Source organism: Pseudomonas sp. TH32 (assembly GCF_016650855.1).
Lineage (GTDB): Bacteria > Pseudomonadota > Gammaproteobacteria > Pseudomonadales > Pseudomonadaceae > Aquipseudomonas.
In genome coordinates, this window is the sequence record NZ_JAEKFA010000002.1 from 2,402,667 (window position 1) to 2,422,659 (window position 19,993).

Sequence of the window (19,993 nt, forward strand, 5' to 3'; positions counted from 1 at the left end):
CGTCGGTTGCCCGACGCTCGTGTATCAACAAGAGCCGTCCCGACAACGGGGTACGGCCTGCATCACCGATGAACAAGGACGTGATACCCATGAAACCTGCACCGTTAACCGACAGCCGCCGGGGCCCCGCGCAAATCTGGAACAGCGCCCCGCAACTCGCGCAAATCCCTGCTATCAACCCCGCAACCCTGGTGCCCGAAGGCAGCCGCGTAGTCGTCATCGCCCCGCATCCCGGCGACGAAGTGATCGCCTGTGGCGGCCTGCTGCAATTGCTCAGCACCCGCGAATACGCCCTGCAGCTGATCTCCATCACTGACGGCAGTGCCAGCCATCCGGGCTCTACCGTGTGGCCGGCCAAGCGCCTGAGCGTGGTCCGCCCCCAGGAAAGTGTCGAGGCGCTGCGACGGCTCGGTGTGCCCCTGCACAGCCTGAAATGGATTCGCGGCGGCTTTGCCGACAACGCCCTGGCCGCGCGGGAACAGCAAATGAGCCAGTTCATTGCGCGCTACCTGCAACCCGGCGACGTGGTGTTCACCACCTGGCGCAATGACGGCAACGACGACCATGACGCCGTCGGCCGCGCCGCCGCCAAAGCCTGCGCGGTCAAGGGCGTGCACCTGCACGAGCTGCCGATCTGGGCGTGGCACTGGCCGGTCCGGGAAACTGCCGCCATCCCCTGGCAACGCGCCCGCAAGGTCAGGCTCGACACCTGGAGCGTCGCCCGCAAGCTGCATGCTGCCCACGCCTATGCCAGCCAATTGGCCGGTGACCCGGAAATCGGCCTGGAGCCGATCCTCGCGCAGGTGCTGCTGGAACGGATGCGCGAACCGTACGAGATCGTGTTCCTGTAGCTCCGGCGTACTCGTCTGTACCTGTTACTTTTCACAGTAGCGGCGCTGCCCGTGCGGCGCTAACGTGAAAGCCCACGCTTGCCCTCGCGGCATCCAGCGAGGGCAAATCATGACCGCACGGCTTGCAACCCTGATGCACCTGGGAATTGTCTCTTCAGCCTTGCTGGCGGGATGGCCGCTGGCTTCGCTCGCCGATTGCGCCGTAGTACCCACCGCCGGTGACGACACCTTCACCTGCAGCAGCGGCACCAGCGCAGGCGTTGTCGACACCGCCGGCAACAACACCCTGCTGTTTCCCGCCGCCGGCACTGGCGTGATCAATGGCGACGTGACATTCGGGCCAGGGCGTGACCTCGTGACCATGAACTCGGGCACAGTTGAGGGTGCGGTGGACATGGGCGACGGTGCGAATATCTTCCAACTGTTCGGCGGCACGGTGACCGGCAGCATCATCCAGGGCACCGGCAACGAGATTGTGCAAATCAGCCAGGGCAGCGCCGGGGCTGTCATCCAGGGACTGGGCAGCAATAACTTTGCCATGAGTGGCGGGACCATTGCGTCCGTGACCCAGGGCGACGGCGACAATAAAGCGACCCTGAGCACCGGCCGAATCGACGGCGACATGGCGGCCGGAAATGGCAATAACGAGATCACCATTGCCAACGGCAGCATTGGCGGCAAGATCCACGTCGGCAACGGCGACAACGACATCATCGTCAAGGGCGGCGATATCACCGGCGGTGTTCAGGCCGGCAATGGCAACAGTATTTTTACCTGGCAAAACGCCGGGCTGATTCACGGCCCCATCGTGACAGGCAGCGGTACCGACCGGGCATTCCTGACCAGCCTGACGGAGCCGACCATTGCCTCCACGCCCCTGCTGGATGGCGGCCTGGGCGATGACTCGTTGACGTTCGACAACACCCGGGCTGCCACACCGTCGCGTTATGCCAACTGGGAAACCGTAACCCTGAACAACACCTCGGTTTTTACCCTGGGCAGCGGCACCTTCACCCTCGGCGACGCCGGCACCCACACCGGCACCCTGAACATCAATGTCGGTACGTTGCTGGTCACCCAGGGCAGCATCAGCCCGTTTACCGCCGGCCAGCTCGTCAACGTCAACAACGCCGGCCTGATCGACCTGACCAGCAACAGCGCCAGCGCCACCGACAGCCTGACCATCAACGGCAACTACACCGGCAACCATGGACAGTTGGCCCTGCAAAGTGTCCTGGCCGGGGACAACGCGCCCAGCGACAAGCTGGTGGTGAACACAGGCGCGATGCAAGGCAGCACCACGATCAACGTGACCAACCTCGCCGGCCCCGGCGCCATGACGGTGCAGAACGGCATCCTGGTGGTCCAGGCGGCCAACGGGGCGACGGCCAGTGACCTGGCGTTCTCCCTGAGAGGCGGTGCAGTGTCTGCCGGGGCTTACGAGTACTACCTGTACAAAGGCGGCGTCACCCCCGGCACAGCGCAAAACTGGTACCTGCGTTCGGCCATCGAAGCACCGCCACTTCCTACCCCGGAAGGGCCTGTGGGTGTGATTCCACCGGTCCCGCCCGACGGCGGCATCACTCCACCAGTCCCACCCGACGTCGGTATCTTTCCACCGGTTCCGGCCGACGGAACACCAGACACGCCGGGGATTTTCCCGGGTGAAGAACCCATTCCCATCTACCGCCCGGAAGTGGCGGACTACTCGGTGCTGTTTCCCGCCGTGCAGCAAATCGTCCAGGGCATGTTGAGTACGTATCACGAGCGCATGGGTGACCAGGGCCCGCCACAATCGACCGGTGCGGCACCTGCCGGCTGGGCCAGGGTATTTGGCAGCAGCACGCGCCAGTCTTTCTCCGGTACCGTGAGCCCGACCCTGGACAGTTCGCTGTCGGGCTTCCAGGTGGGCACCGACCTTTACGCCTGGACCTCGGACAATGGCCTGAACCAGCGCATCGGATTCTTTGTCGGCCACAGCCGCCTGACCGGGAATGTGAAGGGCTTTGCCGGTGGTTTCCAGAACACCGACACCGGCGACATTACCCTGCGCGCCGACAGCCTGGGTACCTACTGGACCCTGATGGGTGCCAACCGTGCTTACCTGGACCTGGTGGTAATGGGCACCCGGTTCGACGGCCACGACGAATCCAGTCGGGGCGTGAAATTGCAGACCAAGGGGCATAACGTGGCGGGCTCGGCAGAAGTCGGCATGCCGTTCGCCGTGTCCGCACATTGGGAGGTGGAACCGCAGGCCCAGGTGATCATTGACCGTACCTGGCTGGACAGCCAGAACGATGGCATTTCGGATATTTCGTTCAAGGCCGACACGAACGTCACCACACGCGTCGGCGTTCGCTTGCGGGGCGACTACAGGGTCGGCGGGATGCCGGTGCAACCTTATGTGCGGGCCAATGTGTGGCATGCCGGCGCGGGCACCAACACCGTCACATTCAATCGGTCGACAGATATCAATACCGACCAGCAATCCACCACGATGGACCTGAGCGCCGGGGCGACGCTGCAGGTGTCCAGTTCAGTGAAGGTGTATGGCGAGGTGGGGTACAACCGGAACCTGGACAGCCATTCGCTCAATGGGCGGGAGGGCACGATTGGCCTGAAAGTCGATTTCTAAGAAACAACAAATCCTCTATGTGAGAGCCGGGCTTGCTGTGGTGAGCCCGACGGGGGACAAGCCCCCTCACCACAACAAGCCAGCTCCCACATTTGGTCTTCATCGCCTGGATGATCAGCCTTCAGGCCGCAGGATCAACACACCCAACGGCGGCAGGTTCAACGACAGCGACAATGGCTGCCCATGCTTGGGCTCATCCTCCGTAAACGCCCCGCCACCGTTGCCGAAGTTGGAACCGGCATAGGTATCGGCGTCGCTGTTGATCACCTCGCTCCAGCGCCCGGCAAACGGCACGCCGACCTTGTAGGCCTCGCGCGGCACCGGTGTGAAGTTGGCCACCACCAGCACCGGCCGGCCGTCCTTGCTCCAGCGCAGCCAGGCGTAGACGCTGTTGATGGCGTCATCCCCGATCAGCCACTGGAAGCCCTGAGGCGCGTCGTCCTGGTCGTGCAACGCGGGCTCTTCGCGGTACAGGCGGTTGAGGTCGCCCACCAGCTTCTGCACGCCCCGGTGTTCCGGGTATTGCAGCAGGTACCAGTCCAGTTGCTGATCGTGGTTCCATTCACGCCACTGGCCAAATTCGCAGCCCATGAACAGCAGCTTCTTGCCCGGGTGCATCCACATGAAGCTCAGGTAGGCCCGCAGGTTGGCAAATTTCTGCCAGCGGTCACCGGGCATCTTGTCGATCAGCGAGTGTTTGCCGTGCACCACTTCGTCGTGGGAAATCGGCAGGATAAAGCGCTCGGACCAGGCATACACCAAACCGAAACTCAGCTCGTTGTGATGATGGGCGCGGTACACCGGGTCTTGCTGGATGTAGTGCAGCGAATCGTGCATCCAGCCCATGTTCCACTTGTAGTTGAAACCCAGGCCGCCCTGTTGGGTTGGCTGGCTCACGCCCGGCCAGGCGGTGGATTCCTCGGCGATCACCAGGGCGCCGGGGGCTTCCAGGGCCACCACGTCGTTGAGGTGACGCAGGAAGTCGATGGCTTCGAGGTTCTCCCGCCCGCCATGGCGGTTCGGCACCCATTCGCCGGCCTTGCGCGAATAGTCGCGATACAGCATCGACGCCACGGCATCCACCCGCAGGCCGTCGATATGGAAATGCTTGAGCCAGTGCAACGCCGACGCCAGCATGAAGCCGTGGACTTCGGTGCGGCCGAGGTTGTAGATCAGGGTGTCCCAATCCTGGTGGAAGCCTTCCAGCGGGTTGGCGTATTCGTACAGCGCGGTGCCGTCGAATTGCGCCAGCCCGTGGGTGTCAGTTGGAAAATGCGCCGGTACCCAGTCGAGGATCACGCCAATATCAGCCTGATGGCAGGCGTTGACGAAAAACGCGAAATCATCCGGCGAGCCGAAGCGCGCCGTCGGGGCGAATTGCGACAGGGCCTGGTAACCCCAGGAGCCGCCGAACGGGTGCTCCATGATCGGCATCAGTTCGATATGGGTGAAGCCCAGTTGCTGCACATAGGGAATCAACCGCTCGGCCAGCTCGCGCCACGTGTACTGGCGGGCCACTTCGCCGACTTCATCCAGTTCGCACTGCCAGGAGCCGGGATGCAGCTCGTAGATCGACAACGGCGCGCTGGGCTTTTGCCGCTCGCCACGGGACTGCATCCAGTCGTGGTCCTGCCAGTCGACTTGCAGCGGCGAAGCGACTTTGGAGGCGGTGTCCGGCGGCATCTGCGTGGCGAGGGCCATCGGGTCGGCCTTGAGCGGCAGAATCCCGTGGGTCCCGAGGATTTCGTATTTGTAAGCCGCGCCCGGTTGCAGGCGCGGGATAAAGATTTCCCAGACCCCGGACGGGTGGCGCAGGCGCATCGGATGACGGCGCCCGTCCCAGACGTTGAAGTCGCCCACCACCGACACACGGCGAGCATTCGGCGCCCACACCGCAAAGCGCACACCCTGGACGCCGTCGACGCTGGTCACTTGTGCACCGAGGCAACTGCTGAGGTCGCGGTGATTGCCTTCGGCGAACAGGTAGAGGTCCATTTCGCCCAGCAACAGCTGGCTGAAGCTGTAAGGGTCTTCCGTAATCTGTTCGCCGCCGGCCCACTGGATCTTCAGCAGGTACGCCTGGCGGCTGCCGAAATGCCCGACAAACAGGCCTGGCACTTGAGTCGCGTCGAGGCTGCCAATGTGCTCGCCGCTGTCCTTGGCCAGTACCTGGACACTCAAGGCTTCAGGCAGGAAGGCGCGAATGAACTGGCCGCCCTGCTCGTCATCATGGGGCCCGAGGATTGAAAACGGGTCATGGTGCTCTGCGCGCACCAGCGCCTCGATGTCCTTGGACGCCGGCATCGCAGTCAACTTTGGCTGCAGCGGTTCTTTGCTTGTAAAACTCATGACGTCTCCCCACCGCGTGCAGTTTTCGATATTGGTTTCAACCCGCTGAGCAGCCCGTGCAAACCTTGCAACGGCACCGGCAACCAGCTCGGGCGATTCTCTGCTTCGTAGGCCACTTCGTACGCGGCCTTCTCCAGGCTGAACAACGCCAGCGCTGCGTCCTGGCCCTTGGCATCCTGCCAGTCATGGCCCAGTGTAGTCGTGGCCGCGTGGTAGGCCTGGATAAATGCCTGTCTGGCCTCATGCAAATAGCGATCCGCGACCCGCTGCCGGGACGCATTGGCTTCAGGCGACTGGTCGACGCCCTGCACATTCACCGCCATGGCCGCCGCGTAATCAAACGAGCGCAGCACCCCGCTCACGTCCTTGTACGGGCTGTGTTTGCCGCGACGTTCATGCAGCGGTCGCGCCGGTTCGCCCTCGAAGTCGATCAGGTAGGCATCGCCCTTGACCACCAGTACCTGGCCCAGGTGCAGGTCGCCATGCACGCGAATGCGCAACCCGCCCACCGTGGCTTTCGCCAGGTCCTGAACATGACTGGCAATCGCCTTTTTCTGCTCCAGTAAAGCACTGACCAATGCCTGGTCAGCAGGGTTCAACTGGGTTTGATGCTGTTTGAGCAACTGCAGCGCACGGTCGATTTGTGCACCCACGTGCCTGGCCCAGCCCTGGCTATCCTTGAGGGAAGTAACCTCGGGTTTGAAGGCCTTGTTGGTGGTGGGCGCTGCCAGCACCTGCGTGCATTTCACCCAGGCGCTGGCCGAGCAAGCCGGCGAAGTCCGCCAGTTCGCCAAGGGCGTTGTAGTGCTGCTCCTGCTCGGACATGGCTTCTGCCAGTTCGTCGCGAATCGCCCGTTCCAGGTTGTTCTGGGTCCAGCCCCAGGCATCGCCCTGGTTGCTCAGGTAACCCTGGGCAATCATCAGCAGGTTGTCCTGGCCGTCGGCGTCGTGGCGTATCACCGAGCCCAGCAGCGGCGAGATATGTTCGTAGCCGGCTTCCGTCAGGTAGGCGCCCATTTCCAGCTCCGGGTGCACACCCGCGCTGACTTTGCGGATCAGCTTGAGCACCAGGCTGCCGCCCACTACCACCGAACTGTTGGACTGTTCAGCGGCGAGGTAACGCACTTCCGACTCGTCGTTCAATTCCAGTTTGGCCAACTGCGCCGTGGGCTCGAAGCGAATCTCGCCGTCGGTGGAACTGAGCACGGTGTTGGCCTGCAAGCCCTGGATCACCGCGCGGATATAGGTGTCGAGGCTGAACGCGTCCGTCACCAAACCGACCTGACGCACCCGCCGCACACGGGCAAGCGCCAGTTGTTGCGGCAAGGCGCTGGTGAACTGGTCTTCACCCAGGAAGCCGAATGGCAACTGATAACGGCTGACCTGCCCGGCACTGGTGACTTCAATCTCACTGAGCAAGACCGGGTGTTGGGGGTCGCCAAAACGCACGCCGTAGGCGATGTGCACGCTATCAATCGCGGTGTCCTTGCTGGCAAACCAGCGGCGCTTGGGCAGCCACGCCGGCAAGGCATTTTGTTCCAGGGTGGTGCGGCATGGCGCTTCGAGCAGTTCTTCCAGGCGCTTTTTCAGCACCAGGGTGGTGAAGTCCGGGATGCTTTGCGCCGGCTCCACGTGCCAGCTCGGCATCTGGTTTTCTGCCGCGAGCACGAACCAGTAGAAGCCATACGGCGCCAGGGTCAGCAGGAAATTCAGCTGGCCAATGGGTGGGAATGCGTTGCCGCCGAGCATCTCTACCGGGACCATGCCGGCGAACGCCGAGAGGTCCAGCTCCGCCGCCTGGGCGCTGCGGGACACGTTGGCCACGCAGAGGATGATTTCATTCTTGCCATCGGTGCCCGTGTATTCACGGGTATAGGCCAGGATGCGGCGATTGCTCGGCGAGAGCATTTTCAGGCTGCCGCGACCAAAGGCCTTGGACTGTTTGCGCACGGCCAACATGCGTCGGGTCCAGTTCAGCAACGAGTGCGGGTCCTGGGTCTGGGTTTCGACGTTGACCGATTGGTAGCCGTATTGCGGGTCCATGATCGGCGGCAACACCAGGCTCGCCGGGTCGGCGCGGGAGAAGCCGCCGTTGCGGTCGATGGACCACTGCATTGGCGTGCGTACACCGTCGCGGTCGCCGAGGTAGATGTTGTCGCCCATGCCGATTTCATCGCCGTAGTACAGGGTCGGCGTGCCCGGCATCGACAGCAGCAGGCTGTTGAGCAGCTCGATGCGTCGGCGGTCACGTTCCATCAACGGCGCGAGGCGGCGGCGAATCCCCAGGTTGATCCGCGCGCGGCGGTCGGCGGCGTAATAGTTCCAGAGGTAGTCACGTTCTTTGTCGGTGACCATTTCCAGGGTCAGTTCATCGTGGTTGCGCAGGAAGATTGCCCACTGGCAATTGGCCGGAATTTCCGGGGTCTGGCGCAGAATGTCGGTGATCGGGAAACGGTCTTCCTGGGCCAACGCCATGTACATGCGCGGCATCAGCGGGAAGTGGAAGGCCATGTGGCATTCGTCGCCGTCATCGCCCTTCTTGTCACCGAAGTACAGTTGCGTGTCTTCCGGCCACTGGTTGGCCTCGGCCAGCAGCATGCGGTCCGGGTAGTTGGCGTCGATCTCGGCACGGATCTGCTTGAGGACGTCGTGGGTTTCCGGGAGGTTTTCGTTGTTGGTGCCGTCCCGCTCGATCAAGTACGGGATGGCATCCAGGCGCAGGCCATCGATGCCCATGTCCAGCCAATAGCGCATCACCGACAGCACGGCTTTCATGACTTGCGGGTTGTCGAAGTTGAGGTCCGGCTGGTGGGAATAAAAGCGGTGCCAGAAGTACTGGCCGGCGACCGGGTCCCAGGTCCAGTTGGACTTTTCGGTGTCGAGGAAAATGATGCGGGTGCCGTCGTATTTCTGGTCGTCATCGGACCACACGTAGAAGTCCCGCGCGGCCGAGCCGGGCTTGGCCTTGCGCGCACGCTGGAACCACGGGTGCTGGTCCGAGGTGTGGTTGATGACCAGCTCGGTGATCACCCGCAGCCCGCGTTTGTGGGCTTCGGCGATAAAGCGCTTGGCGTCGGCCATGGTCCCGTAGTCGCTGTGCACGCCACGGTATTCGGCGATGTCGTAGCCGTCGTCGCGGCGTGGCGAGGGATAAAACGGCAGCAGCCAGATGGTGTTCACGCCGAGGTCGGCGATGTAGTCGAGCTTGGCGATCAACCCTGGAAAGTCACCGATACCATCGTTGTTGGAGTCAAAATAGGATTTGACGTGAACCTGATAAATCACCGCGTCCTTGTACCAGAGCGGGTCTTTGATAAAGGTGGCAGCCTTGGGTTTCTTCGCCATTGGAAACTCCTGGAAAATTCGTGGGGTCGCTGATCGTTCCCACGCTCTGCGTGGGAATGCCTGTTGCGACGCTCCGCGTCACGCTTGGGGACGCAGAGCGTCCGGGGCTGCATTCCCACGCGGAGCGTGGGAACGATCTCAATCAGCTTCAGGAAACGGTAATGCGCCAGATACCAAACGGCTGGTGCCACGGTTCGATCCGCATCCACTGGGTCTTGCCGTACCAGGTCCAGCGGTGGCCGGTCATCAAATCCTCGCCCTGGGTCTGGGCGTCGTCCGGCAAGCCCATCTCCCACAGCGGCAACTCGAAATTGGCCTCCTGGGCGTTGAACGGGTCGAGGCTCACGGCAACCAGGATAAAGTTGCTGCCGTCCTCGCTGCGTTTGCCGAAGTACAGGATGTTGTCGTTCCACGCGTTGTAGAGCGTCAGCCCGAGGTGCGTCTGCAGCGCCGGGTTTTGTCGGCGGATGCGGTTGAGCTGGGCGATCTCGGCAATGATGTTGCCCGGCGCCGTGAAGTCCCGTGGGCGGATCTCGTATTTCTCCGAGTCCAGGTACTCTTCCTTGCCCGGCACCGGGGCGGCTTCGCACAGTTCAAAGCCGGAATACATGCCCCACAGGCCGGAGCCCATGGTGGCCAGCGCGGCACGGATCAAGAAGCCGGCGCGGCCGGACTCATGCAGGAAACCCGGGTTGATGTCCGGCGTATTGACGAAGAAGTTCGGCCGGAAGCACTCGCGCCACGGGGATTCGTTCAGCTCGCTCAGGTACTCGCTCAACTCGGCCTTGGTGTTGCGCCAGGTGAAGTAGGTGTAGCTCTGGGAGTAACCGACCTTGCCCAGGCGCGCCATCATCGCCGGGGTGGTGAAGGCTTCGGCGAGGAAGATCACTTCAGGGTATTTGGAACGCACATCACTGATCAGCCATTGCCAGAACGGCAGCGGCTTGGTGTGGGGGTTGTCGACACGAAAGGTCTTCACGCCCTCTTCCACCCAGCCGACCACGATGTCGCGCAACTCGACCCACAGGCTGGGGATAGCGTCCGCGGCGTACAAGTCGACGTTGACGATGTCCTGGTATTTCTTCGGCGGGTTCTCGGCGTACTTGATCGTGCCGTCGGGCCGCCAGTTGAACCAGCCCGGATGCTGCTTGAGCCACGGGTGGTCCTGAGAGCACTGGATGGCAAAATCCAGGGCGATTTCCAGGCCATGCTCAGCGGCGGCCTTGACCAGGTTACGGAAGTCTTCGCGGGTGCCCAGCTGCGAATGGATGGCCTCATGGCCGCCTTCTTCGCTGCCGATGGCGTACGGGCTGCCCGGATCATCCGGCCCGGCGGTCAGGGAATTGTTCTTGCCCTTGCGATGGCTGCGGCCGATGGGATGAATCGGCGGGAAATACAGCACGTCAAAACCCATGTCATGGATCATCGACAGCCGTGAGTGCACATCGTTAAAGGTGCCATGGCGCGCAGGATCATCGGTGATCGAGCGGGGAAAGAGCTCGTACCAGCTGGCAAACTGCGCCGCCTCGCGCTCTACATCAATCGGGTATACGGCACTGATGCTCAAATAGGCGCGGTGGTCGGCCTGGGTCATCAGGTGTGCACTGTCTTCGTGCAGGAACAGCGCGACTTGCTCGGTTTCCAGCAGGCCGGAGAGTTCGTGGTGCAGCAGCATCAGGCGGTCGCGCAATTCGTTGTCGCTGCGCTCGGCCGCTTGCAGTACCTGGCTGCGGCCTTCCTGCAATTCCAGGCTGACGGGCACACCGGCCTCGTGTTTCTTGCTCAATTCGTAGCGGAAGCTGGCAAACGTGTCGATCCAGGCCTCGATGCAATACTCATGCGGGCCCTGGGTGGTCACGGTGAACGCACCTTCCCAGCCGTTGTTGCCAACATCGGTCATCACCACGCTGTGCCAGCTTTCTTCACTGCGCGGGCGCCAGCGGATCAGCACCGCGAGCTTGTCGTGACCATCGGCAAACACCTTGCTGGCGACCTGGACGCGCTGGCCGACCACAGCCTTGACGGCAAACTCGCCGCCATCGATGACCGGGGTGGTGCTTTCAATCGCAATCCTTGGCAGCAACAGTGCCTGGGACAGCGGTAACGTGGAGGTTGAATCATCGTGCGTCAGTGTTTCAGCAGTCATCGAGCATCTCCCCTTAACGCCCAGTGGACGCTCTTGTGCCTGATCCAAATTCTGAAACGGCACCGCTCTCCCTGAGCAGGGCCGTATAGGTTCCGAGCGTACCGGCGGATGAAAAGTTCAGGTGGATATGCCGCCATCGGGCGGGGAATCAAATCCACCGCTCGATTGTCCACCTATAGAGCAAAGCACAAAGGAGGCCACACCGATGAATATCCCGATCCCGGCTGAAACCCCGGACCCGAACATTGACAAGCCCACCCTGCCACCCACCGAACCGGACCCGATTCCCGAGCAAGAACCGCCTGGCACTCAGCCACCACCGGTGGAGGAGCCACCGACGACGATGCCGCCAGTGATTGTCTGAAGCGAACGTGACAGTTGAGGTTTTGACGATCCAGGCTGATCGTCAAAACCGAAACTTCCTACCGGCAACAGAGATGACTCTTAGAGTCAGAGCCTATACGCCCCATAAGACTTATCTCGCGAAAACGCACGCCCTCGGGATGTAGCGTTTATTCCATCATCCTGCGAGAAAACATCATGTCGACGATCAATACCCAGCCGAGTGCCTACCACCCCTCTCCGCAAAATGCGCTGCCCCCGAGCGGGCCCCAGACCGGGCAACCCCTTAACGACCTGAAAGCGCTGCTGACCAAGGACAACATTGATCAGCTGTTGCGCAATCCTGACGCTCAAGGAAGCGTCAACACCCTGAACAGGCTCCGTGATCTATTGACCCCGGCGAACATCAGCACCCTGCTGCGTGGTCCCGATGCCCAGGCGAATGCCCAGACGCTGATGGATATCGGCGAGTTGTTGAATAAAGACGCTATCAACCCTGGACTGAGCGCCGCCACGCAAGCCATGGAAAAAGCGATCGATGAGGACACTCAAAGACGAAAAACCGAGATGCTCTTTCAAATGGCAACCGACCCCGATGACGACAGCGCGATACTGAAATCCTTGGCAGACTGGCGCCAATCGGCGGCCCAGGCACGTCAGAGCGCTCGACACTCCGGGACGATGGCTAACACCTTGACAGATCTGGGCTCGCGCCTCAGCAAGCACAACATCAATGCAGGGATGGGCTCCAGCTAATCCTTCTCCAGCAACCTGACAATCCTTGGCATCACACTGAACACCATCAGTGCCAGCACCGTACTCAACACCGCCGTCGACTCACGTCCCATCCCGGCCGCCACGCCAATGGCGGCGGTCATCCAGAGGCCGGCGGCGGTGGTCAGGCCTTTGACGTGCTGGCCCTCCTCGTCTTCCTTGCCCTTGAGGATGGTACCGGCGCCGAGAAAACCAATGCCCGCAATCACACCTTGCAACACGCGGCTCATGGCGTCGGCCTGGGAGCCGGACAAATTCGGCACCAACACAAACAGCGCTGCCCCCATGGCCACCAGCATATGGGTGCGCACCCCGGCGGCCTTGCCCTTCTGTTCCCGTTCAAAACCCAGAATGCCGCCCAGAATGGCCGCAATCAGCAACCGCACGGTGATCTGTGTCAGTTGCCGGGCATCGCCAATGTCGGCAAATTCCGCTTGCAGGGTTTGCCAGACTTCATGCCACCAGGCGTCCATGGTCGTGTCCTTTCAAGGGTCGATACGGGATGGACAACGCTGACCGTCAGTCAGTTGCGCAGAACCATTCAACCACGGGCAACGCCTAACCCTCAGTACCCCCGGAAAAGGACAGCACCATGCCCGTACGTATCGAAAACCAGACCTGTTACTTCAAGGTCGATGAGCACGGCGACGAACAAAGCCTCCCCGCCACCGATGTCACGGTGATTACCGACAGCGCCAAGTCCATGTCGGCCGTGGAGTTGAATGGCGATCGCGTCTACATCACCGAAGCAGAAGCCGACGCATTGACCGTCGCAGGTGCCACCGACGGCCGTAAGCATCTGAAGGCCACCGACGGTGATTCGGTGATTTGATTGACCTGGATCATCACGCCCGCAAAAGCGCTGCACCCCACGCGCCACAGGGTGCAGCACATTGTCGCAGGCGCGCATCACAGGCCCATCTGATCCGCTTTTAATCGCCATACCTGAGCCTGTTATGCAAACAGAGCGCCGGTCATAGTTCATCTGCCTGATGGAGGCTGATGAGCGAAAGACCATGAGCGATAGAATCCCCGTCCGAACCGTAGAAATGTATGAGCCTGCACATCCAAAGAAGATGAAGGCCACCTCCAGCGACAACCTGATTCACACCCGCAGCTTCACGGGCCTGTTCCGAACCTTGCGCGTGGTGGGCGCGGGCTTTCTGTTCCTGGCGTTTTTCGGCACCGTGTGGCTGAACTGGGGCGGACGCCAGGCCGTTCTGTGGGACCTGGCTGAAAGCAAATTCCACATTTTTGGCGCGACGTTCTGGCCCCAGGACTTCATCCTGCTGTCGGCGCTGTTGATCATCTGTGCGTTCGGCCTGTTCGCGATCACGGTGTTCGCAGGCCGCGTGTGGTGCGGCTATACCTGCCCGCAAAGCTCGTTTACCTGGCTGTTCATGTGGTGCGAAAAAGTCACCGAAGGCGAGCGCAACCAGCGCATCAAGCTGCAAGCCGCGCCCTGGAGCTTGAACAAGCTGGCCAGGCGTTCGGCCAAGCACACCCTGTGGCTGGGCATCAGCGTGCTGACCGGGCTGACGTTTGTCGGCTACTTCACGCCGATCCGCCCCCTGGCCGAAGAACTGCTGACCTGGCAGATGGGCGGCGTGAGCCTGTTCTGGGTGCTGTTTTTTACCGGTGCCACCTACCTCAACGCCGGCTGGCTGCGCGAAGCCGTGTGCATGCACATGTGCCCGTATGCGCGGTTCCAGAGTGTGATGTTCGACAAGGACACCCTGACCATTTCCTATGACGTGGCCCGTGGCGAGCACCGCGGCCCGCGCAAACGTGATGTGCAACCGGCGGACGTCGGCCTCGGTGACTGCATCGACTGCCAACTGTGCGTGCAGGTATGCCCCACCGGCATCGACATCCGCGACGGCCTGCAAATGGAATGCATCGGCTGCGCCGCGTGCATCGACGCCTGTGATTCGATCATGGACAAAATGGGCTATGCCCGCGGCCTGGTCAGCTATACCTCGGAGCATCAGCTGCAAGGGGGCAAGACCCATCTGCTCAGGCCGCGGCTGATCGGCTACAGTGCCGTGTTGCTGGTGATGATCGGGGCGTTGGTGGTGGCCCTGGTCGTACGGCCGATGGTGTCGCTGGACGTCACCAAGGACCGTGGGATGTTCCGGGAGAACAGTGAAGGCCTGATCGAGAATATCTACAGCCTCAAGGTCATCAACAAGACCCAGCAGCGCCAGGATTACCGCCTGGGGCTGGTAGACGCAGACGGCTTCCAGTTGCAGGGCAAGACCGACATCAGCCTGGCGCCCGGGGAAATCACCGATGTGCCGGTGTCGGTGGCGATGACCGCAGAGAAGCCGGCCAGCAGTTCCCAGACCATTCGTTTCAAGGTAACGGACGTGGATGAGCCATGGGTTTACAGCGCGGCGGATAGCCGGTTTGTAGCGCCGTTGAATCGTTAAAAACCGGGTTTCAGAAACACTGGAGATCAAATGTGGGAGCGGGCTTGCTCGCTCCCACCTTTTGATCTGTGTTCAATCAGCAAAATCTGTTCAAAGCACTAGGCCCCAATGAAACGCTACGAAAAATTCGCCGACGACATCGCAGAACTGATCCGCTCCGGCGTCCTCGGCCCGGGCCAGCGCGTGCCTTCGGTGCGCTACGCCAGCCAGACCTATGGCGTCAGCCCGTCCACGGTGTTCCAGGCCTACTACCTGCTGGAGCGTCGCGGGCTGATCCGCGCCCGGCCACGCTCCGGGTACTTCGTCAACACCCATGCGCCCAGCCCGTTTTCCGAGCCGGTGGTGAGTGCCCACGTGCACGAGACCACCGAGGTGGACGTCAGCGAGCTGGTGTTCTCGGTGCTCGACTCCATCAAAGACCCGCAAACCGTGCCTTTCGGCTCGGCGTTCCCCAGCCCGACGCTGTTCCCGCTGCCGCGCCTGGCCCGCTCACTGGCCAGCGCCAGCCGGGAAATGGACCCACGCATGGTGGTTACCGACATGTCGCCGGGCAACCCGCAGCTGCGCCGGCAAATCGCCCTGCGTTACATGGTCGGCGGGCTGATGCTGCCAATGGAAGAACTGTTGATCACCAACGGCGCCCTTGAGGCGCTGAACCTGTGCCTGCAGGCCGTGACCGCACCGGGCGACCTGGTGGCCATCGAAGCGCCGGCGTTCTATGCCAGCCTGCAAATACTGGAACGCCTGAAACTCAAGGCGGTGGAAATTCCCGTGCACCCGCGCGACGGCATTGACCTCAAGGTGCTCGCCCAAAGCCTGGAACGCTACCCGATCAAGGCCTGCTGGTGCATGACCAGCTTCCAGAACCCCATGGGCGCAACCATGCCCGAGGCCAAGAAGCAGGAGCTGGTGGAGTTGCTGCGCAGCCATCAGGTGCCGCTGATCGAAGACGACGTGTACGCCGAGTTGTACTACGGCCAACAGGCTCCGAAACCGGCCAAGGCGTTCGACACCGAAGGCCTGGTGATGCACTGCGGCTCTTTCGCCAAAAGCCTGGCCCCCGGCTACCGCATTGGCTGGGTCGCCGCCGGGCGTTATGCGCAGAAGATCGAGCGCCTGAAGCTGATGACCTCGCTGTGCGCCTCGATGCCGGCCCAGGCGGCGATTGCCGATTACCTGCAACACGGCGGCTACGACCGGCACCTGCGCAAGTTGCGGTATGCGCTGGAGGAGCAGCAAAGCGCCATGCTCGCGGCGATCGCGCGCTATTTCCCGGCGCAGACACGGGTCAGCCAGCCGGCAGGCGGATATTTCCTGTGGCTGGAGTTGCCGGAGCAGACCGACTCATTGAAGTTGTTCCAGATGGCGTTGGCACAGGGCATCAGTATCGCTCCCGGGCCGATTTTTTCGCCGACGCAGCGCTTCAGGAACTGCATTCGTTTGAATTACGGCAGCCCGTGGGATGAGTCGAGTGAAAAGGCGATGGAAACGCTGGGGAAGATTGTGCGTTCGTTTTAAAACCTTGGAACCACGCGGAGTGCTGGACCACACAGGAGTGGGACATTTCTCTCCACGAAAAACGTCCTTTCCCTGACCCACATCAAAGGTACTCGATGAATATTTCTCCCCCGGCGGGCCTGACACCGCTACCCGGCCCACCTAACTACATGACGGCAGCAGAACAGAACCAGGTACGTGAAATGACTGGCCCCATAGGTCGCCCGGCTGGCGACCATCGTTCAGCAGAAAGGATCATTGAGCAAAGCAGCGTACTTAGCCATTTCCTTGGGGGGCACGATCATCTTGCAGTGGGCGATGACCTCAAGCGGCAAGTCGGCGACTGGACCGAAGCCAATCCGGATCCAGACTCACGCGCCGATGCCGCCTACAACCTGGACAAAGTGCTGCGGTTCATTGACAACCTCGACGACCGCAAGCTGAACGCCAGCCACACTCGAAATGGAGTGGTAGACGGGTTTTCTGACTCAGGCTACAGCACCCAGGACAACTCCGAGGGCCGGCTACTCAGCGAGTTCTCGAACAAGGGCTATACGGTACTGCGTTGGGCCGGCTATTGAGCGTGTGGCAAGGGCTTGCCCCTTGCCACAACGAGCACAGACCTAGCGACCGCCCGCCAGGTCAATAAAGGTCCCGGTGGCATAGGACGCCTTGTCCGACAGCAGCCAGATAATCCCTTCCGCCACTTCTTCAGCACGCCCGCCACGGGCCATGGGAATCCCGGGCTCCAGCTTGCTGACCCGGTCCGGGTCGCCGCTCAGGGCATGGAAGTCGGTGAAGATGAAGCCGGGACGCACACCATTGACCCGAATCCCCTCACCCGCCACTTCCTTGGAAAGCCCGAGGGTGAAGGTGTCCAGCGCGCCCTTGGATGCGGCGTAGTCGACATATTCCCCCGGCGAGCCCAGACGCGCGGCGGCCGACGACACGTTGACGATGCTGCCGCCCTGCCCGCCATGCTTGGGCGACATGCGCAACAGCGCATGCTTGGCACACAGAATCGGCCCCAACACGTTGGTTCTGAGGGTTTTCAGGATGCGGAACTCGGACATCTCATCGACCCGCGACTTGTGCCCGACGGTACCGGCGTTGTTGACCAGCGCGGTCACCCGGCCCAATTCGGTATCGACCCGGTGGAACAAGCCGATCACTTCGTCTTCGATGCTGACATCGGCCCGCACCGCAATGGCCTGGGCGCCGAGGGCGCGCACTTGCTCAAGTACGCGGTGGGCAGCGTCCTCATCGGCCTGGTAGTTGATGCAGATGCGGTAGCCCTGGGCAGCGGCCAGCAACGCCGTGGCAGCGCCGATCCCACGACTGCCGCCGGTGATGACGACGACTTTATCCATGTGTTAGGTCTCCTGATTCAACGTGAGCTGATGGATCCAATACTACCTGCGCCCCGCAGGTTTTGCATGGGCTCACGTCACCGAATGCGCACGCACCACCTGTTCGGCACTCTGGATGTCGGCCATGAACCCCTCGGCCGGCAACGGATGCCCCAGCAGATACCCCTGCAACGAATCGCAGCCCAGCCGCGTGAGGAAATTCTGCTGTACGTCGGTCTCCACGCCTTCGGCCACAATGCGCAGGCCCAGGGCCTGGCCGAGGGCGACGATGGCCGAGACAATCGCCGCGTCGTCGCTGTCGTGCTCGAGGTCGCGGACAAACCCCCGGTCGATTTTCAACTCATTGGCCGGCAGGCGCTTGAGGTACATCAGGCTCGAATAGCCGGTGCCAAAGTCATCGATGGACAGGTCGACGCCCATGTCCGAAAGCTTCTGCAGTACCGTCATGCTCGCATCGGCATCGCTCATGGCGGTGGTTTCGGTGATTTCCAGGGTCAGGCTGTTGGCCGGCAACCGGTGACGCTCCAGGGCATTGGCAACGCTCTTCACCAGCCCGGCATGGCAGAACTGCAACGCCGACAGATTCACTGCAATGCGCCAGTCGTGGTAGCCCTGGGCGTACCACACCTGCATCTGGCGACAGGCTTCGTTGAGCACCCATTCGCCGATGGGGATGATCAGCCCGGTCTTTTCCGCCAGTTCGATAAACTTGTCCGGCAACAACAGACCTTGTTGCGGGTGTTCCCAGCGCAGCAGCGCCTCGGCACCGACCGGGCGGCCACTGATGGCGTCGAACTTGGGCTGGTAGTACAACCGGAACTGCTCGTGCTCCACAGCGTTGCGCAAATCCTGCAGCAGTTGCAGTTGCTTGCGCGCGTTGGTGTTCATCGAGACGTCGAAAAAGCTGTAGCCGTTCTTGCCCATGCCCTTGGCGTGATACATCGCCGCGTCGGCGTTCATCAGCAGTTCCTGAGGCGTGGCGCCGTTGCCGGGGAACAGCGCAATGCCGATGCTCGCGGAAATTTTCAGCTCATGCTCGGCGACGCGGAAGGCCTGGTTGATCAGACCCACCTGGCGCTCGGCCAGGCGCAACGCATCGTCAGGCTGACCCAACTGCACCAGCAACACGAACTCGTCACCGCCGATACGGGCCAGGGTGTCCTGGCTGCGCAAGTCTTCCCGCAGACGCAGGCCCACTTGCTGCAACAACTGGTCGCCCATGTGGTGACCGAAAGCGTCGTTGACCGGTTTGAAGCCGTCCAGGTCGATAAACATCAGCGCAAAGCAACCGCCCTCTTCGTTCACCCGCTGTATCGCTTGTTGAATCCGGTCAGCGAGCAAGGTGCGGTTGGGCAAGCCGGTGAGCATGTCGTGCAGGGCCAGGTGGGTCAGTTCCTGGTTGGCCTGGGTCAGCGAGTCCGCCAACACTGCGGTGCGGGCTTCCAGGCGTGCGTCCAGCAGAGACGTCAGCAGCGCAATGATCAATACCGCCAGGGTGGTCACCAGCACCAGGTTGTCCAGGCCCTTGCCACTCAAGCCGTTCAGGGCCGCGCCGCAAAAACTGCCATCGGCGAAACGCGCAGCCGCCATGCCGGTGTAGTGCATGCCAACGATCGCCACGCCCATCACCATCGCCGCGCCGCCCCGGGCCAAACGCACGTAAGGCGTGTTGCGCCGCAGGTTGAAGGCAATCCACAAGGCCGCCGCCGACGCCCCCACGGCAATCAGCAACGAGGCGGTGAACAGTGTGGGGTCGTAGTCGATACCGGGCGTCATGCGCATGGCGGCCATCCCGGTGTAGTGCATGGCGCTGATGCCGGCGCCCATGATCAAGGCGCCAAACCCGAGTTGCCATGCCGGCAAACGCGGTTGACTGACCAGCCACAAGGCAAAACCACTGGAAAGGATCGCGATCAGCAATGACAGCGCCGTGATCTCGATGTCATAACCCAGGCTGATCGGCAGGCGAAAGGCGAGCATGCCGATAAAGTGCATCGACCAGATACCCACCCCCATCGCCAGCGCGCCACCGCCCATCCACAGGTAGACGGCACGCCCTTTGGCCGTGGCAATGCGGCCGGTCAGGTCCAGCGCGGTATAAGACGCAAGGATCGCGACAAACAGGGAAATCAGGACGAGGGCGGGGGAATAACTACCGGTGAGCATGGGACTTCTCGTGACCAATGGGCCGAACGGCATCCGTGCCGGGCTGAAAAGTCAGGGATTGTAGCGAGAATAATTCTTGTACACCT

13 protein-coding genes and 1 pseudogene are annotated in these 19,993 nt (G+C 61.9%); 8 read left to right on the plus strand and 6 right to left on the minus strand.

Going from position 1 to position 19,993, the window contains the following annotated elements; all coding sequences use genetic code 11:
- The first annotated feature begins 89 nt into the window (after positions 1-89).
- Together JFV30_RS14700 and JFV30_RS14705 are read left to right on the plus strand one after the other, a co-directional pair.
- Positions 90-851 (plus strand): PIG-L deacetylase family protein, encoded by a 762-nt coding sequence (locus JFV30_RS14700; protein ID WP_201124425.1) that lies wholly within the window; start codon positions 90-92, stop codon positions 849-851.
- Between the two features lie 109 nt (positions 852-960).
- The gene (locus JFV30_RS14705; protein ID WP_201124426.1) at positions 961-3,486 is read left to right on the plus strand and encodes an autotransporter family protein; all 2,526 of its coding nucleotides are present in this window, start codon (positions 961-963) and stop codon (positions 3,484-3,486) included.
- Positions 3,487-3,600: 114 nt separating this feature from the next.
- Here the strand turns inward: JFV30_RS14705 and glgB are convergent, their stop codons facing one another.
- From glgB to JFV30_RS14720, 3 genes and pseudogenes are all read right to left on the minus strand, one after another.
- A complete protein-coding gene (gene glgB, locus JFV30_RS14710) occupies positions 3,601-5,835 on the minus strand; it encodes a 1,4-alpha-glucan branching protein GlgB (RefSeq protein ID WP_201124427.1) in 2,235 nt (744 codons plus the stop codon).
- Positions 5,832-9,180 (minus strand): annotated as a pseudogene (gene treS, locus JFV30_RS14715) (maltose alpha-D-glucosyltransferase). Before treS ends, glgB begins: the two are co-directional and overlap by 4 nt.
- Before the next feature lie 148 nt (positions 9,181-9,328).
- Positions 9,329-11,326 (minus strand): alpha-1,4-glucan--maltose-1-phosphate maltosyltransferase, encoded by a 1,998-nt coding sequence (locus JFV30_RS14720; protein ID WP_201124428.1) that lies wholly within the window; start codon positions 11,324-11,326, stop codon positions 9,329-9,331.
- Positions 11,327-11,531: 205 nt separating this feature from the next.
- On the opposite strand from JFV30_RS14720, the gene JFV30_RS14725 reads away from it, so the two are divergent.
- Positions 11,532-11,690 (plus strand): hypothetical protein, encoded by a 159-nt coding sequence (locus JFV30_RS14725; RefSeq protein WP_167664995.1) that lies wholly within the window; start codon positions 11,532-11,534, stop codon positions 11,688-11,690.
- A 176-nt stretch (positions 11,691-11,866) separates the two neighbouring features.
- Positions 11,867-12,424 carry a hypothetical protein gene (locus JFV30_RS14730; RefSeq protein ID WP_201124429.1) on the plus strand — a complete coding sequence of 186 codons (558 nt, stop codon included), beginning with the start codon at positions 11,867-11,869 and terminating at the stop codon, positions 12,422-12,424.
- Here JFV30_RS14730 and JFV30_RS14735 read toward each other — a convergent pair.
- A complete protein-coding gene (locus JFV30_RS14735; protein WP_010171626.1) occupies positions 12,421-12,915 on the minus strand; it encodes an MgtC/SapB family protein in 495 nt (164 codons plus the stop codon). The genes JFV30_RS14730 and JFV30_RS14735 overlap by 4 nt on opposite strands.
- A gap of 119 nt (positions 12,916-13,034) precedes the next feature.
- On the opposite strand from JFV30_RS14735, the gene JFV30_RS14740 reads away from it, so the two are divergent.
- The 4 genes from JFV30_RS14740 (at position 13,035) to JFV30_RS14755 (ending at position 16,952) form a co-directional block, all read left to right on the plus strand.
- On the plus strand, positions 13,035-13,274 hold the full coding sequence (locus tag JFV30_RS14740) for a DUF3203 family protein (protein ID WP_010171627.1): 240 nt from the start codon (positions 13,035-13,037) through the stop codon (positions 13,272-13,274).
- A 184-nt stretch (positions 13,275-13,458) separates the two neighbouring features.
- Positions 13,459-14,874, plus strand: coding sequence for a cytochrome c oxidase accessory protein CcoG (ccoG, locus tag JFV30_RS14745; protein WP_201124430.1), 1,416 nt, complete (start codon positions 13,459-13,461; stop codon positions 14,872-14,874).
- Positions 14,875-14,982: 108 nt separating this feature from the next.
- Positions 14,983-16,392 (plus strand): GntR family transcriptional regulator MpaR, encoded by a 1,410-nt coding sequence (gene mapR, locus JFV30_RS14750; RefSeq protein ID WP_201124431.1) that lies wholly within the window; start codon positions 14,983-14,985, stop codon positions 16,390-16,392.
- Positions 16,393-16,487: 95 nt separating this feature from the next.
- Positions 16,488-16,952: a hypothetical protein gene (locus JFV30_RS14755; protein ID WP_242487086.1), complete on the plus strand. Its 465-nt coding sequence runs from the start codon at positions 16,488-16,490 to the stop codon at positions 16,950-16,952.
- A gap of 42 nt (positions 16,953-16,994) precedes the next feature.
- Here the strand turns inward: JFV30_RS14755 and JFV30_RS14760 are convergent, their stop codons facing one another.
- Positions 16,995-17,741, minus strand: coding sequence for an SDR family oxidoreductase (locus JFV30_RS14760; RefSeq protein WP_169388737.1), 747 nt, complete (start codon positions 17,739-17,741; stop codon positions 16,995-16,997).
- A gap of 72 nt (positions 17,742-17,813) precedes the next feature.
- Positions 17,814-19,907: a putative bifunctional diguanylate cyclase/phosphodiesterase gene (locus tag JFV30_RS14765; protein WP_010171634.1), complete on the minus strand. Its 2,094-nt coding sequence runs from the start codon at positions 19,905-19,907 to the stop codon at positions 17,814-17,816.
- Positions 19,908-19,993 lie beyond the last annotated feature (86 nt).

Coding starts and splice junctions, on each gene's coding strand:
- JFV30_RS14700 (WP_201124425.1), top strand. CDS start 90: ATGAAACCTGCACCGTTAACCGACAGCCGCCGGGGCCCCGCGCAAATC.
- JFV30_RS14705 (WP_201124426.1), top strand. CDS start 961: ATGACCGCACGGCTTGCAACCCTGATGCACCTGGGAATTGTCTCTTCA.
- glgB (WP_201124427.1), bottom strand. CDS start 5,835: ATGAGTTTTACAAGCAAAGAACCGCTGCAGCCAAAGTTGACTGCGATG.
- JFV30_RS14720 (WP_201124428.1), bottom strand. CDS start 11,326: ATGACTGCTGAAACACTGACGCACGATGATTCAACCTCCACGTTACCG.
- JFV30_RS14725 (WP_167664995.1), top strand. CDS start 11,532: ATGAATATCCCGATCCCGGCTGAAACCCCGGACCCGAACATTGACAAG.
- JFV30_RS14730 (WP_201124429.1), top strand. CDS start 11,867: ATGTCGACGATCAATACCCAGCCGAGTGCCTACCACCCCTCTCCGCAA.
- JFV30_RS14735 (WP_010171626.1), bottom strand. CDS start 12,915: ATGGACGCCTGGTGGCATGAAGTCTGGCAAACCCTGCAAGCGGAATTT.
- JFV30_RS14740 (WP_010171627.1), top strand. CDS start 13,035: ATGCCCGTACGTATCGAAAACCAGACCTGTTACTTCAAGGTCGATGAG.
- ccoG (WP_201124430.1), top strand. CDS start 13,459: ATGAGCGATAGAATCCCCGTCCGAACCGTAGAAATGTATGAGCCTGCA.
- mapR (WP_201124431.1), top strand. CDS start 14,983: ATGAAACGCTACGAAAAATTCGCCGACGACATCGCAGAACTGATCCGC.
- JFV30_RS14755 (WP_242487086.1), top strand. CDS start 16,488: ATGAATATTTCTCCCCCGGCGGGCCTGACACCGCTACCCGGCCCACCT.
- JFV30_RS14760 (WP_169388737.1), bottom strand. CDS start 17,741: ATGGATAAAGTCGTCGTCATCACCGGCGGCAGTCGTGGGATCGGCGCT.
- JFV30_RS14765 (WP_010171634.1), bottom strand. CDS start 19,907: ATGCTCACCGGTAGTTATTCCCCCGCCCTCGTCCTGATTTCCCTGTTT.